The organism is Streptomyces sp. NRRL S-1022 (assembly GCF_000720135.1).
In the GTDB taxonomy this organism is placed as follows: Bacteria; Actinomycetota; Actinomycetes; order Streptomycetales; family Streptomycetaceae; genus Streptomyces.
The window spans coordinates 129,269-142,229 of sequence record NZ_JOIU01000019.1; the positions used below are offsets into that span (position 1 = coordinate 129,269).

Annotated in this window: 15 protein-coding genes; 1 reads left to right on the plus strand and 14 read right to left on the minus strand. The window is 71.6% G+C overall.

What is annotated here, in order from left to right; all coding sequences use genetic code 11:
- Window positions 1–163: 163 nt before the first annotated feature.
- Both tsf and rpsB read right to left on the minus strand, forming a co-directional pair.
- A complete protein-coding gene (gene tsf / locus IG05_RS0126455) occupies window positions 164–1,000 on the minus strand; it encodes a translation elongation factor Ts (protein WP_030346434.1) in 837 nt (278 codons plus the stop codon).
- A gap of 184 nt (window positions 1,001–1,184) precedes the next feature.
- Window positions 1,185–2,090 (minus strand): 30S ribosomal protein S2, encoded by a 906-nt coding sequence (gene rpsB, locus IG05_RS0126460; protein ID WP_030346435.1) that lies wholly within the window; start codon window positions 2,088–2,090, stop codon window positions 1,185–1,187.
- Between the two features lie 274 nt (window positions 2,091–2,364).
- Here rpsB and IG05_RS0126465 point away from each other — a divergent pair, with 274 nt between their 5' ends.
- A complete protein-coding gene (locus tag IG05_RS0126465; RefSeq protein WP_030346436.1) occupies window positions 2,365–2,910 on the plus strand; it encodes a murein hydrolase activator EnvC family protein in 546 nt (181 codons plus the stop codon).
- Window positions 2,911–2,997: 87 nt separating this feature from the next.
- Here IG05_RS0126465 and IG05_RS0126470 read toward each other — a convergent pair whose 3' ends face one another.
- The 12 genes from IG05_RS0126470 to rplS form a co-directional block, all read right to left on the minus strand.
- On the minus strand, window positions 2,998–3,555 hold the full coding sequence (locus IG05_RS0126470) for a TetR/AcrR family transcriptional regulator (RefSeq protein ID WP_030346438.1): 558 nt from the start codon (window positions 3,553–3,555) through the stop codon (window positions 2,998–3,000).
- A gap of 64 nt (window positions 3,556–3,619) precedes the next feature.
- Entirely contained in the window at window positions 3,620–4,462 is an 843-nt protein-coding gene (gene whiG, locus IG05_RS0126475; RefSeq protein WP_030346440.1) for an RNA polymerase sigma factor WhiG, read from the minus strand.
- A gap of 312 nt (window positions 4,463–4,774) precedes the next feature.
- Window positions 4,775–5,935 carry a DNA-processing protein DprA gene (gene dprA, locus IG05_RS0126480; protein WP_030346441.1) on the minus strand — a complete coding sequence of 387 codons (1,161 nt, stop codon included), beginning with the start codon at window positions 5,933–5,935 and terminating at the stop codon, window positions 4,775–4,777.
- Entirely contained in the window at window positions 5,932–7,557 is a 1,626-nt protein-coding gene (locus IG05_RS0126485) for a YifB family Mg chelatase-like AAA ATPase (RefSeq protein WP_030346443.1), read from the minus strand. The genes dprA and IG05_RS0126485 overlap by 4 nt, the downstream gene beginning before the upstream one ends.
- Window positions 7,558–7,920 (minus strand): YraN family protein, encoded by a 363-nt coding sequence (locus IG05_RS0126490; protein ID WP_030346445.1) that lies wholly within the window; start codon window positions 7,918–7,920, stop codon window positions 7,558–7,560. It abuts the gene before it with no gap.
- Between the two features lie 126 nt (window positions 7,921–8,046).
- Window positions 8,047–8,355, minus strand: a complete 309-nt coding sequence (locus IG05_RS0126495) for a DUF2469 domain-containing protein (RefSeq protein ID WP_014675276.1) — start codon at window positions 8,353–8,355, stop codon at window positions 8,047–8,049.
- 56 nt (window positions 8,356–8,411) lie between these two features.
- Window positions 8,412–8,942: an NUDIX hydrolase gene (locus IG05_RS0126500; RefSeq protein WP_030346447.1), complete on the minus strand. Its 531-nt coding sequence runs from the start codon at window positions 8,940–8,942 to the stop codon at window positions 8,412–8,414.
- Window positions 8,932–9,714, minus strand: coding sequence for a signal peptidase I (gene lepB, locus IG05_RS0126505; protein WP_030346449.1), 783 nt, complete (start codon window positions 9,712–9,714; stop codon window positions 8,932–8,934). Before lepB (IG05_RS0126505) ends, IG05_RS0126500 begins: the two co-directional genes overlap by 11 nt.
- A 63-nt stretch (window positions 9,715–9,777) precedes the next feature.
- Entirely contained in the window at window positions 9,778–10,761 is a 984-nt protein-coding gene (gene lepB, locus IG05_RS0126510) for a signal peptidase I (RefSeq protein WP_107051422.1), read from the minus strand.
- Window positions 10,649–11,740 carry a signal peptidase I gene (gene lepB / locus IG05_RS0126515; protein WP_030346453.1) on the minus strand — a complete coding sequence of 364 codons (1,092 nt, stop codon included), beginning with the start codon at window positions 11,738–11,740 and terminating at the stop codon, window positions 10,649–10,651. The genes lepB (IG05_RS0126510) and lepB (IG05_RS0126515) overlap by 113 nt, the downstream gene beginning before the upstream one ends.
- Window positions 11,733–12,434, minus strand: coding sequence for a signal peptidase I (gene lepB, locus IG05_RS0126520; protein WP_030346455.1), 702 nt, complete (start codon window positions 12,432–12,434; stop codon window positions 11,733–11,735). The genes lepB (IG05_RS0126515) and lepB (IG05_RS0126520) overlap by 8 nt, the downstream gene beginning before the upstream one ends.
- Window positions 12,435–12,479: 45 nt before the next feature.
- Complete coding sequence (rplS, locus tag IG05_RS0126525) at window positions 12,480–12,830, minus strand: 50S ribosomal protein L19 (protein WP_030346458.1); 351 nt, start codon at window positions 12,828–12,830, stop codon at window positions 12,480–12,482.
- Window positions 12,831–12,961 lie beyond the last annotated feature (131 nt).

Here is a 12,961-nt window from a genome sequence, read left to right on the forward strand (position 1 = left end):
GCCACTGCCGGTGGGGTTGCTTTTCGCTCCCATGCGCGGCAATGGCCTCCTCGTCAGATCTGCTGCCGTCCGCCTCACGCCGGGGTGTGGCGGTGTGCGCGGACGACTGCTCTCGACCCTATCGAGAATGTCTCGCCGGGTCGCGGTCGATCGCGGTACGGACTCAGATGCCGACCTTGATGCGCGAGAAGCGCTTCAGGGTGACACCGGCCTCGTCCAGGACCTTCTGGACCGACTTCTTGTTGTCGAGGGCGTACGGCTGGCCGAGCAGCGTGGCGTCCTTGAAGAAGCCGTTCAGACGACCCTCGACGATCTTGGCGATCGCGGCCTCGGGCTTGCCCTCGGCGCGGGTGGTCTCCTCGGCGATGCGGCGCTCGGACTCGACGACCTCGGCCGGGATCTCCTCCTTGGAGAGGTACTTCGGCGCGAAGGCGGCGATGTGCTGGGCGACGCCCTTGGCGACCTCGGCGTTCGGCTTGTCCAGCTCGACCAGGACACCGATCTGCGGGGGCAGGTCGGGCATGGTGCGGTGCATGTACGCGGTGACGTAGCCGTCGGCGAACTGCGCGAAGCGGTCCAGGACGATCTTCTCGCCGAGGTTGGCGTTGGCCTCGTCCACGAACGCCTGGACGGTCTTGCCGGACTCGATCTCGGAGGCGAGCAGAGCCTCGAGGTCGGCCGGGTTCGTCTTGGCGACGTGCTCGGCGATGGCGTTGGCCACGGCCTGGAACTTCTCGCCCTTGGCGACGAAGTCCGTCTCGCACTTCAGCTCGACGAGGACGCCGGAGGAGTTGTCGTCGGCGATGATGGAGACCACGGCGCCGTTCTCGGCGGAGCGGCCCTCGCGCTTGGCGACGCCCTTCTGGCCCTTGATGCGCAGCGCCTCGACGGCCTTCTCGACGTTGCCCTCGGCCTCGTCCAGCGCCTTCTTGCAGTCCATCATGCCGGCGCCGGTCAGCTCACGGAGCTTCTTGACGTCGGCGGCGGTGTAGTTCGCCATGAGTCTGTGAGTCTTTCTCGAAGTCTGGGAGATCTTCTGGATCCGCACGTGTGCGTTCCCCGTGGAGACGGGGAACGCGTACGCCGTGCCGACCTACGGGTGAACAGCGGGGGCGGACTTCACCGCGCCGGAAGGCGCTGGTGAAGCGGTGCCGCCCCCGCCGTCGATCGCTGACGGACCTGCGTCAGGCCTGCTCGCCCTCGGCGGCCTTCTCGGCCTCGGCCGGAGCAGCCTCGGCGGCAGCGGCCTCGGCCGGAGCGGCCTCGGCGGCCGGAGCCTCGGCAGCCGGAGCCTCGGCGGCCGGAGCCTCGTCCTTCTTCTCACCTTCGAGCAGGTCGCGCTCCCACTCGGCGAGCGGCTCGCCCGCGGCCTTCTCGCCCTTGTCGCCGGTGGCGACGCCGGAGCGGGCGATGAGGCCCTCGGCGACGGCGTCGGCGATCACGCGGGTGAGCAGGGTGACGGAGCGGATCGCGTCGTCGTTGCCCGGGATCTTGTAGTCGACCTCGTCGGGGTCGCAGTTGGTGTCGAGGATCGCGACGACCGGGATGTTCAGCTTCCGGGCCTCACCAACGGCGATGTGCTCCTTCTTGGTGTCCACGATCCAGACGGCGCTGGGCACCTTCTGCATCTCGCGGATACCACCGAGGGTCTTCTCCAGCTTGGCCTTCTCGCGCGAGAGCACGAGAAGCTCCTTCTTGGTCAGACCGGACGCGGCGACGTCCTCGAAGTCGATCTGCTCAAGCTCCTTGAGGCGCTGCAGACGCTTGTAGACGGTCGAGAAGTTGGTGAGCATGCCGCCCAGCCAGCGCTGGTTGACGTAGGGCATGCCGACGCGGGTGGCCTGCTCGGCGATGGCCTCCTGCGCCTGCTTCTTCGTGCCGACGAACATGACCGTGCCGCCGTGGGCGACGGTCTCCTTGACGAACTCGTAGGCGCGGTCGATGTACGACAGCGACTGGAGCAGGTCGATGATGTAGATGCCGTTGCGCTCGGTGAAGATGAAGCGCTTCATCTTCGGGTTCCAGCGACGGGTCTGGTGACCGAAGTGGACGCCGCTCTCCAGCAGCTCCCGCATCGTGACGACGGCCATGGCCGTTTCTCCTCGTTGTTCTCGGTTGTGCCGCGCCCGCCGGACGGCGGTCGCGCCTGACGCCCGCGATGCGCCGTGCCACAAAGGACCGAGGGGCGCTTGGTACGAACCGTTGCCGGCTGCCGTACCGGGGCGTGCGAAGTCGACCCGGTGACCCGGATCGCCAGAAGAAGTGTACGGGACCGTCGAGGTACCGGGTGACGCCACTGTCCACAACCGGCGAGTGGTCCACAGGTTCCGGTGCTGATCGGCGGGGTGCGGGACCGTGGGGGACATGCGATTCGTGATGGTGTGGACGGCTCTGCTGCTCGCGTCGGCGGCGGCCCTGCTCGCCCCGCAGGCCCGGGCGGACCCCCCGCCGCCGCCCGTGGCGGGGCCGGTCCCGGCCCTCGGCCGGTCCTGGCCGGTGGGCGTACGGCCGCCGGTGCTGCGCGGCTGGGAGCCGCCGGCGACGGTGTACGGCCCCGGGCACCGGGGGGTGGACCTCGGCGCCCCGCCCGGGGCGCCGGTGCGGGCGGTGGCGGCCGGCCGGGTGCTGTTCGCGGGGCGGGTTGCCGGGCGGGGCGTGGTCTCGGTGGCCCTGACCGGCACGGACCTGCGGACCACGTACGAGCCGGTGCGCCCGTCGGTGGCGAAGGGGGACGAGGTGGCGGCGGGCGAGGCGGTGGGGTCGGTGGAGGCCGCCGGCTCCCACTGCGGGCCGGCACCGTGCGTCCACTGGGGCCTGCTGCGCGGCGAGACCTACCTGGACCCCTTGGCCCTGCTCCCCCCGTGGCTGCTGGCGAGAGGGCCATCGAGACTGCTGCCGGTCACCCCTTAGGGCAGGCCGGAGGGCTGGGGCGGGGCAGGGCCGGGCAGGCCGGGCGGCAACCGGCGGGCGCCGGTGTACGGCGCCCGTAGGCAGCGCTCAGCCCTTCACACCCCGCAGGGCCATGGACACCGCCGCCTCCGTCACCGCCTCGGGATGTTCCGCCGCGCCCAGTTCGATCCTGCGCACCGCGGCGTCCACCACTCCCTGCAGCAGCATCGCCGCCAGCCGGGGCTGTACGTGGCCCAGCTCCTCCAGCGCCTCGCCGAGCATCGCGACCAGCCCGCCGTGGGCCGCGCGGATCTTCTCCCGGGCGCCGGCGTCCAGCTCACTCGCCGAGATGGCCACGACCGCCCGGTGCCGCCGGTCCCCCACCAGCGCCAGCTGCTGCCGCACGTACGCCTCGACCTTGCCCTCGGCCGAGTCGGCACCCTCCATCGCCGCCCCGACCTCCGCCGCCCACACCGGGAAGTCGACCTCGCACAGCTCCTCGACCACGGCGGCCCGGGAGCGGAAGTACTCGTACACGGACGACCGCGCCAGCCCCGTCCGCTCGGCCAGCGCGGGGAAGGTCAGCGCGTCCGTCCCGCCCTCGGACAGCAGGGACCGAGCCGCGTCCAGCAGGGCGGCTCGCTGCATCGACCGGTGTTCGGCCACGGAGGCCGCTCGAATCCTTGGCACGTCGCCCACTTTACGGACGCGCTCCGCCGGAAGGGAGGACTCAGCGTCCGAAGCTCGCCAGCTTGGCCCGCAGCTGCAGCACCGACTTGGTGTGGATCTGGCTGACCCGGCTCTCGGTGACACCGAGCACGTTGCCGATCTCGGCGAGGGTCAGCCCCTCGTAGTAGTACAGGGTCACCACGGTCTTCTCCCGCTCGGGCAGCGTGTTGATCGCCCGCGCCAGGAATCGCCGCAGCTCCCGGTCCTCGGCCACCTCCACCGGGTTGTCGGCGGCGGTGTCCTCCAGTGTGTCCATCAGGCTCAGCCGGTCCCCGCCCTCGCCGCCGACGTGCAGCAGCTCCTCCAGCGCGACCACGTTGGCCAGCGACAACTGGCTGAACACGGCGTGCAGTTCGTCGACCTCGATGCCCAGCTCGCCGGCGACCTCCCCCTCGGTCGGCGTACGCCGCAGCCGCGCCTCCAGGGTGGCGTAGGCCCGCTCGACGTTCCGCGCCTTCTGCCGGACCGAGCGGGGGATCCAGTCCAGCGCCCGCAGCTCGTCGATCATCGCGCCGCGGATCCGGGTGATGGCGTACGTCTCGAACTTGATCTCCCGGTCGATGTCGAACTTCTCGATCGCGTCGATCAGCCCGAACACCCCGGAGGAGACGAAGTCGGCCTGCTCCACGTTGGGCGGCAGCCCGACGCTCACCCGGCCCGCCACGTACTTGACCAGCGGCGAGTAGTGCAGGATCAGCTGCTCCCGCAGCCGGTCGTCCCCCGTCGCCTTGTACGACCGCCACAGCTCGTCGAGCGTCGAGGGTGCGGGCGGTCGCACGCTGCCACCGTCGCGGGCGGCTGGGGGGATCGCCGCCCGGTCGGACCCGGAGGTGTGCTGGGGCATTCGTCGCCTTGTGCCGTTCTGCCGTGAAGTGCCGTGAAGTGCTGCGGGGTGGGTGGGGTGGGTGGAGGTGGGCTGCTTGGGTGAGGTGACTGTCTGATGCCGGGTTGGCGCGATCTGCGCCGTCGCCTTTGTGAGCGTAGCGTGACTGAGGTGTCGCGGTGCGCGAACAGTGCGGCACCACCCGTGCGCGGGGCGCTCGCGTCGGGAGGGTGACCACGGGCCACGAATCGCTCTGCGTGACCGGTCGCGGGCACCAACTCCGGGAAACCCCAAGGCCGTCGGGGGTTCCCCCGGACGGCCGAACACGGTGGGTCAACATGGCGGCCGGCCGCCCCGGACCGAGGTCATCGCCTGGCGTGTCAACTTCCAGCCGTCGCCATGTCGTTCGACGTAACCAAGTGCTCGGAGTTCGTACAGTCTCGCGATCGCCTCGTCACGGGTGGTGCGCGCGCCGAGCGCGATCTCGTCGGCGGGGGCGGCGCGGTTGCCGGGCAGGGCGGCGAGGACGGTTCGCGCGGCCGGTTCCAGCAGGTCACGCGGGAGGACGGGGCCCCGCCGGGGCGGCGCCAGATCACCCATCTCGCCCACGAGTTCGACGACCTCCGTGGCGTCGGTGACCAGGGTGGCCTCGCCGCGCAGCAGTTCGTGCACGCCTGCGGAGAGGGCGCTGGTGACCGGGCCGGGTACGCCCATGGTGTACCGGCCGAGGCGCTGGGCGGCCCGCGCGGTGGCCAGCGAGCCGCTGCGGCAGGCCGCCTCCACGACGACGGTGCCCCTGGTGAGCGCGGCGATGACCCGGTTGCGGAGGATGAACCGGCTGGGGGTCGGGTGGTCGCCCGGCGGCAGCTCGCCCACGACCAGCCCCTGGTCGGCGATCCGGCCGATCAGGGCGGCGTGGCCGCGGGGGTAGGGCTGGTCGACACCGCAGGCCAGGACGGCGACGGTGGCACCGCGGGCGGCGAGGGCGCCCCGGTGGGCCGACCCGTCGATCCCGTAGGCGCCGCCCGACACGACGACCCAGCCGCGTTCGGCGAGTCCGGAGGCGAGGGTGGCCGCGGCGTGGGTGCCGTACTCGGTGCAGGCGCGGGCGCCCACGACGGCCACGGAGCGCAGCGCCCACATCCGCAGGTGCGGCCGGCCGCGCACCCACAGTCCGAGGGGCCGGGCGTCCCCCAGGTCGTCGAGCTGCGCGGGCCACTCTCCGTCCCCCGGGCACACGAACCGCGCCCCGGTGGCCCGGGCGGCCTCCAGGTCCCGCTCCGGCTCGGCCCGCCGGGCCCGCGCGACGAGTCCCGCCCACCGGCTCGCGCTCACCCCCGGCAACGCGTCCCCACCGCACCGCAGCCGCCGCACCACCTCCCCCACCCCGAACTCCCGCACCCACCGCCCCCCAACCTCGTCCCCCGGCTCCACCACCCGCCCGAGAAAGACCCGCCCGAGGCGCTCGGCGCCGGGTTCCTCCTCGCCCGTCATGTCAGGGCCCCGATGGCCATCGGCACCCCCCGGGGGACTCCGGTGCGCAGCTGCAGGGCCAGGGCGACGTCGGTCGCGTCCGGGCGGTCGTGTCCGACGAGGTCGGCGACCGTCCAGGCGACGCGCAGGACGCGGTCGATGCCGCGGGCGGTGAGCACGCCCCGTTCCAGGTTGCGTTCCGCCTCGTCCATCGCCCCGGTGACGGCGTGGTACCGGCTGCGCAGTTCGCGGCCCGGCACCTCGCTGTTGGTGCGCCACGGGGTGCCGGCGAGACGGGCCGCCGCCCGCTCGCGGGCCTGCCGTACCCGGTCGGCCACGGTCGCCGTGGACTCTCCGCGGGCGCCGGGCTCGGTGAGCTGGGCCCGGGTGACCGGGTCGACCTCGACGCGCAGGTCTACCCGGTCCAGCAGCGGTCCGGACAGCCGGGACTGGTACCGGCGGATCGCCGACGGCGGACACTCGCACAGGGAGTCGCGCAGGGAGAACCGTCCGCAGGGACAGGGATTGGCGGCCAGGACCATCAGGAACCGGGCCGGGAACCGGACCACGCCGGCGCTGCGTGCGATGACGACGTGTCCCGACTCCAGGGGCTGCCGCAGCGCGTCGAGGGTCTGGCCGTGGAACTCGGGTGCCTCGTCGAGGAACAGCACACCGCGGTGGGCGAGGGACACCGCCCCGGGGCGGGCGACGCCCGGGCCGCCGCCGACGAGTGACTGCATCGTGGCCGAGTGGTGCGGGGCGCAGTAGGGCGCGACGTCGATGAGCGGCTTGCCCGGGGGCAGCAGTCCGGCGACCGAGTGCACGGCCGTGACTTCCAGCGAGTCTTCCCGGCTGAGCCGGGGGAGGACGGCGGGCAGGCGTTCGGCGAGCATGGTCTTGCCCGCGCCGGGCGGCCCCTCCAGGAAGAGGTGGTGTCCGCCGGCGGCGGCCACCTCCACGGCCGTACGGGCGGAGATCTGTCCCACGACGTCCGCCAGGTCGTGGTCGTGGTCGTGCTGTGCGGCGCCGATGCTGTGCATGCCGGTGGCGGCGCCCGTGCCCGGTACCCGAAGCCCGGCCAGGAGGGGATCGGGACGTCCCTGTTCGTCCGGTGCCTCGTCGGGTACGGGCTCCTCGGTCAGGACCGCGATGAGCTGCCGCAGACTGCGCACGCCCAGCACGGACACGCCGGGGACCAGCGCGGCCTCGGCGGCAGCGCATTGGGGAACGACCACCTGTTCGTATCCCGCGTCGGCCGCCGCGAGGACGGCCGGCAGGATGCCCCGCACGGGGCGCACCCGGCCGTCCAGGCCCAGCTCTCCGATCATGACGATGTCGGCGAGGACCCGGGGATCGATCCGCTCGGCGGCGCCGAGCACCGCGCAGGCGACGGCGAGGTCGAAGCCCGAGCCGGCTTTGGGGACCGAGGCCGGGCTGAGTCCGACGGTGAGCTTCTTCTGCGGCCACTCGCCGCCCGAGTTCACCACCGCCGCCCGCACCCGGTCCCGGCTTTCGGTCAGGCTTTTGTCCGGGAGGCCCACCAGGGTGAAGGCGGCGACGCCGGGTTCGAGGTCGGCCTGGACCTCGACGACCACGCCCTCGACGCCGACCAGGGCCACGGAGCACGTACGGGCGAAGGCCATTCAGGCCACCCCCCGCGCGTGTTCGACGGACGGGGCGCCGCGCCGGGGCAGGAGGACGCCGACGAGGTCGATGCGGACGCCACCCGGCGGGGCTCCTCCGTGGGCCTGGATCCAGCGCCCGGCCAGTTCGCGGAGCCGGGCCGCCTTCTCGGGGGTCACCGCGGCCATCGGGTGTTCGTACTCCCCGCCCGTGCGGGTCTTCACCTCGCAGACGACCAGCGCGTCCCCGTCCCGCGCCACGATGTCGATCTCGCCGGACCGTCCGCAGCGCCAGTTGCGCTCCAGGATCGTCATACCGGCCTCGGCGAGCCGCCGGGCGGCCAGGTCCTCGCCGTACCTGCCGATTGCTTCTCGTGCGTTCATGTCGGCACCTCCTCAGGCGCCAACCGTCACGCATCCCGCCCACCGGTGTTGATCTTGGTGGACGACCCGGCGGTTGTGGAAAACTCCCTCACCCGGGAGGGCGGACGTCACCCGGGAGAGCGGGCGTCACCCGCCCGGCAGCTCCAGGTCGCTCTTGTTCAGCTCCTCGATGTTCACGTCCTTGAACGTAAGGACCCGGACCTGCTTGACGAAGCGAGCCGGCCGGTACATGTCCCAGACCCAGGCATCGGCCATGGTGACCTCGAAGAACACCTCTCCCTGAACCGAATGCACCTGCATCTCGTAGTCGTTGGTGAGGTAGAACCGTCGCTCGGTCTCGATCACGTATTTGAACAGACCGACGACATCTCGGTACTCCCGGTAGAGCTTCAGCTCCATCTCGGTCTCGTACTTTTCGAGGTCCTCGGCGCTCATGGCATGTTCCCCTTCAGCCGTGCGATCCCCCCATTGTGCGCCAGTCCCGGTGCCCCTCAGACGATTTCCGTGTCGAGGGTCACGGGCGTGGCCGGGGGACCTTCGACGAGCAGCGTGCGCAGCAGCTCGGCGAGTCTGGTCGGATACACCGTCTCATGTGCCCGGGTCAGTTCCTGACACGTCCACCAGCGCGCTCCGGCGACACTGCGCCGCTCCAGCTCCGTCAGCCCCGTGGCCGCGGTCGCCGTCTGGGTCGTACGGGCCAGGTAGTACCACTCGTCCTGGTCCCAGCGGCGCCCCGCGAACGGGAACGAGCACCGCCGCCGCCAGAGCACGGGGCCCAGCCGGACGTCGGTGATGCCGGTCTCCTCGGCGAGTTCCCGCAGCGCGGCCTCCTCGCGCGTCTCGGCGCCCTCCAGGCCGCCGCCGGGCGTGAACCACCAGTCGTCGGCCGGGTCGTCCGGCTCGTGGCCGTGCAGGAGCAGGATGCGGTCGTCCGGGTCGAGGAGTACCACCCGGGCCACCTTGCGCAGCCCGCCTCCGGTGTCGTGCGCCTGACCCGCCGGCCGTGTGGCGTCAGCGGGCACCGGCCGCCTCCGGGCGGGCGGTGCGGGTGCGGGAGCGGTGCAGGCGCCCGGCGATCGGGCCGTACGCGCCGCCACCGAGCACCAGGACCGCGCCGGCCGCGACCAGCAGCTCGATCGTGCGCAGCGGACCGGGCTGGGAGAGGGCGCCGAGCGTCTCGAAGCCGGTGGGGCGCTTGAGCATGCCCTTCCAGGGCCAGACCACGGCGTCCACGCGGGCGGACACGGCGGTGCGCGCGACGGTCCCCTTGACCGCGTCGGTGAGGTGGGCGGTGGAGTCCAGGGAGCCCTGGCGTTCGTCGCCGAGCAGGAACAGCCGGCCCTCGGGCACGGTCACCGTGCCGAAGTTCTTGATCTCGGCCAGGCTGCCCTCGGGCAGGTACGGCTCGTCGATCTGCTTGCCGTTGACGGTCAGCTTGCCGTCGGTGCAACAGGAGACGGTGTCACCGCCGACGGCCACCACCCGCTTGACCACCTTGGCGTTGGTGACCCAGGTCTTGTCCTCGAAGACGACCACGTCACCGCGCCGCACCTCGCCGCCGTCGACGCGCTGGGCGAGCACCCGGTCACCGGCGTCGATGGTGGGGGTCATGGAGCTGGTGGGCACGGTGTACGGCCGGTAGACCAGCGCTCCCCAGGCGAAGCCGCCGAGGAACAGCACCAGACCCAGCGCCACCGCCAGTCCGGACAGCCGCTGCCCGAGCCGGCCGCCGGCCGGTGCCGTGCCGGTGCCGCCGCCTTGCGGGGCCGTACGCGTCATGCTCTCGCCACCCATGGACCCGCACCCTACCCGGCGGTACCGGACCGGGGCAGCCCCTCTTTCCGCTGCCCGGGGCCGTCAGCGGTTCGCGGCCTCCGGCCGGTCCGTACGCCGGCGCCGCCACAGCGCCACCGGGAGGACCGCCGCGACGGCGATGCCCTGCGGGGCCGCCGTCAGGGATGCGGCCGCGGAGGACTGCCGGTCGAGGCCGGGCTGGTCGAAGGTGTCCGGGACCGGCAGGGTGCCCCAGCGGTTGATCGGCCAGGCCTTGACGATGGCGCGTCCCACGACCTTGTCGACGGGCACCATGCCGTGGTTCCTGTCGGACTGGTTGTACCGGGAGTCGCGGGAGTTCTGACGGTGGTCGCCCATAACCCAGATGTAGCCCTTGGGGACCTTCACCTTGAACTGGCCGCCCTGGTCGTCCACACTGCACGGCGTGTTGCCCGGGTAGACGAACGGCTCGTTGAGCGCCTTGCCGTTGACCTTCAGCGGGCCGCTGCCCTTGCACTCGACCGTGTCGCCGCCGACTCCGATCACCCGCTTGATCAGGTCCTTCTCCTCCGCCGACGGCATCAGGCCGATCCAGCTGAGGACCTTCTGCACCGGGTTCGGAGTCGGCGTCGGCTCGCCCGCGAGCCAGTTGTCCGGGTCGTGGAAGACGACGACCTCGCCGCGCTCGGGCTTGGAGCCGAACCACGGGGTGAGCTTGTCGACCAGGACCCGGTCACCCTGCTGGAGGGTGTTCTGCATCGAGTCGGACGGGATCGAGAACGCCTGGACGAGGAACGTCTTGATCAGCAGCGCCAGGACCAGCGCGATGCCGATCAGGATCGGCAGCTCCTTCCAGAAGGAGCGCGGCTTCCTGGACCGGCGTGCCGCCTCGTCCGTGTCCGCGGCACGGGGCCGCTGCTCGCCGTCCGGTGTGCCGTCGTCGCCCGCGGCCTGCTCATTCCCGGAGGTCATGGCGCCGTCCGGTACGGGAACGTCCGGCTCCACGGGGTGCCCGCGGTGCTCCTCGCCGTCGTGTCCCGACCGTGCGCCAACCGCCACATCCCCCACGCCAACTCCTCACTCTGTGCCGCCGCCTGCCCCGCACGCGGTGCAGGCCCACCACTCCCATAACGAGCGGGAGTTCCGCAGGGGTCGGGAGGTGGGTCGTTCCGTTCGGATTCTCGTAGGCAACCCTATGCGACGGCTGGGGAGCAGCGGTCGTTCCCGACACCGAGTCGGTGACGCTTGCAAAGGTTTTAGGTTCTTCCAGACGCGTCCAGTGCCCGAGGGGCCAGCCAATGACCATGGCCCGGCCGACCACCGAGTCCTCGGAGACCGTGCCGCCGTAGGGCGTGTCCTGGTGGGAGCGGGAGTCCGCGGAGTTGCCCCGGTGGTCGCCCATCATCCACAGCCGGCCCTTGGGGACGGTGATGTCGAAGGGCATGGTGGACGGCACGTCCCCCGGGTACAGGTAGTCGCCCTCGGTGAGCGGGACGCCGTTGACGGTGACGCGGCCTTGCGCGTCGCAGCACTTGACGTGGTCCCCGCCGACTCCGATGACCCGCTTGATCAGGTCTTTCTCGTTGTCGGACGGCAGCAGGCCGATGAAGGTGAGGCCCTCTTTGAACTGCTTGACCACGACGGGGTCGTTCTTCTTGGCGGTCTGCTCCCCCGCGAGCCAGCCGCCCGGGTCGTGGAAGACGACGACGTCCCCGCGCTGCGGCTTGGAGCCGAACCACGGGGTGAACTTGTCGACCAGGACCCGGTCACCGATCCGGATGGTCTGTTCCATGGACCCGGACGGGATCACGAACGCCTGGACGAGGAACGTCTTCAGCACGAGCGCGATGAGGACGGCGACACCGACCAGCAGGGGGATCTCCCGGACGGCCGACCGTCTGCGCTTGCGCTTGACCTTGCGCTGGAGTTTGCGGCGCTCCGCGCGCGTGCGGCCACCGCCGGGCGCGGAGGTGCGGCGCGAGCCGGTGGGCAGCAGGTTGTCGGCGGGCGTGACGGGCACGCCGCGCGGTTTGCCGCGGTTACCCATGGGCGCCCCCCGCGGGGGCGGCGGGCACGCGCGCGTAGGCGGACGGCCGGGTCAGACGCGTCCAGTGGGAGTACGGCCACACGATCCAGTCGGCCCGGCCGATGACGTCGCCGACGGGGATCATGCCGCCGCCGGGCGAGCCGAGGTGGTCACGGGAGTCGCTGGAGTCGCCGCGGTGGTCGCCGAGGACGAACAGACGGCCGGGGGGCACGGCGACGTCGAAGGGCACACTGGAGGCGCTGTCCCCGGGATAGAGGAACGCCGTCTCGTCGACCGGCCGGCCGTTCACCTCGATCCTCCCGTTCCTGTCGCAGCACACCACATGGTCTCCCCCCACACCGACCACGCGCTTGATGTAGTCGGCGTCCCCGAAATACCCGGTGCCGTCGAACACAATCACGTCACCGCGACGGGGCTGGGCACCGAAACGGTACGCGACCTTGTTTACGAGAACGCGGTCCCCGATCCTCAAACCCCGCTCCATGGATCCGCTCGGAATCTCGAACGGCTGCACCACGAAGGCGTTGAGGAGCAGCAGGAACGCCAGGCCGGCGAGGGCGGCGAGGGTGATCCGGCCGCCCGGGAGCCGGTCGGCGACCCGCGACACCAACGCGAAACGCGACCGGCCCTCCGGCCCCGGAGTACCGGGAGGGGAGGAGCGGTCGCGTTCCGTCGGCTGTGCTTCGGTGTCCATCGGAGCCAGATGCTATCCGGCTCCGCTGTGACCCCGGGAAAGCGCTCAGTTCTCGCGCTTCTCCTTGATCTTCGCGGCCTTGCCGCGCAGGTCACGGAGGTAGTACAGCTTGGCGCGGCGCACGTCACCACGGGTGACCAGCTCGATCTTCTCGACGATCGGGGTGTGCACCGGGAAGGTGCGCTCGACGCCGACGGAGAACGAGACCTTGCGGACCGTGAAGGTCTCGCGGACACCGGAGCCCTGGCGGCGGATGACAACGCCCTTGAACTGCTGCACACGGGAGCGGTTGCCCTCGATGACGCGGACGTGGACGTTGACGGTGTCACCCGGACGGAAGGCCGGGATGTCGCTGCGCAGCGACGCGGAGTCGACGGAGTCGAGCAGGTGAGACATTTCGTCTGCTTTCCTCGCTGATGCCACAGGTCATCAACGGAAACTAGGGTTCCAAGAGGTCTGCCGTGCGGGTCGGGGCGGGCGTCGTGTCCCCCTGTGGCAGGGGCGCACACCGGACGGGCGCACAACAG

What these genes read in the sequence shown, in the direction of transcription:
- lepB (WP_030346453.1), bottom strand. Translation starts at nt 11,740, where the DNA reads ATGGGTAACCGCGGCAAACCGCGCGGCGTGCCCGTCACGCCCGCCGAC.
- lepB (WP_030346449.1), bottom strand. Translation starts at nt 9,714, where the DNA reads ATGGGTGGCGAGAGCATGACGCGTACGGCCCCGCAAGGCGGCGGCACC.
- rpsB (WP_030346435.1), bottom strand. Translation starts at nt 2,090, where the DNA reads ATGGCCGTCGTCACGATGCGGGAGCTGCTGGAGAGCGGCGTCCACTTC.
- tsf (WP_030346434.1), bottom strand. Translation starts at nt 1,000, where the DNA reads ATGGCGAACTACACCGCCGCCGACGTCAAGAAGCTCCGTGAGCTGACC.
- rplS (WP_030346458.1), bottom strand. Translation starts at nt 12,830, where the DNA reads ATGTCTCACCTGCTCGACTCCGTCGACTCCGCGTCGCTGCGCAGCGAC.
- IG05_RS0126490 (WP_030346445.1), bottom strand. Translation starts at nt 7,920, where the DNA reads ATGAACGCACGAGAAGCAATCGGCAGGTACGGCGAGGACCTGGCCGCC.
- IG05_RS0126495 (WP_014675276.1), bottom strand. Translation starts at nt 8,355, where the DNA reads ATGAGCGCCGAGGACCTCGAAAAGTACGAGACCGAGATGGAGCTGAAG.
- lepB (WP_030346455.1), bottom strand. Translation starts at nt 12,434, where the DNA reads ATGGACACCGAAGCACAGCCGACGGAACGCGACCGCTCCTCCCCTCCC.
- IG05_RS0126465 (WP_030346436.1), top strand. Translation starts at nt 2,365, where the DNA reads ATGCGATTCGTGATGGTGTGGACGGCTCTGCTGCTCGCGTCGGCGGCG.
- IG05_RS0126485 (WP_030346443.1), bottom strand. Translation starts at nt 7,557, where the DNA reads ATGGCCTTCGCCCGTACGTGCTCCGTGGCCCTGGTCGGCGTCGAGGGC.
- whiG (WP_030346440.1), bottom strand. Translation starts at nt 4,462, where the DNA reads ATGCCCCAGCACACCTCCGGGTCCGACCGGGCGGCGATCCCCCCAGCC.
- dprA (WP_030346441.1), bottom strand. Translation starts at nt 5,935, where the DNA reads ATGACGGGCGAGGAGGAACCCGGCGCCGAGCGCCTCGGGCGGGTCTTT.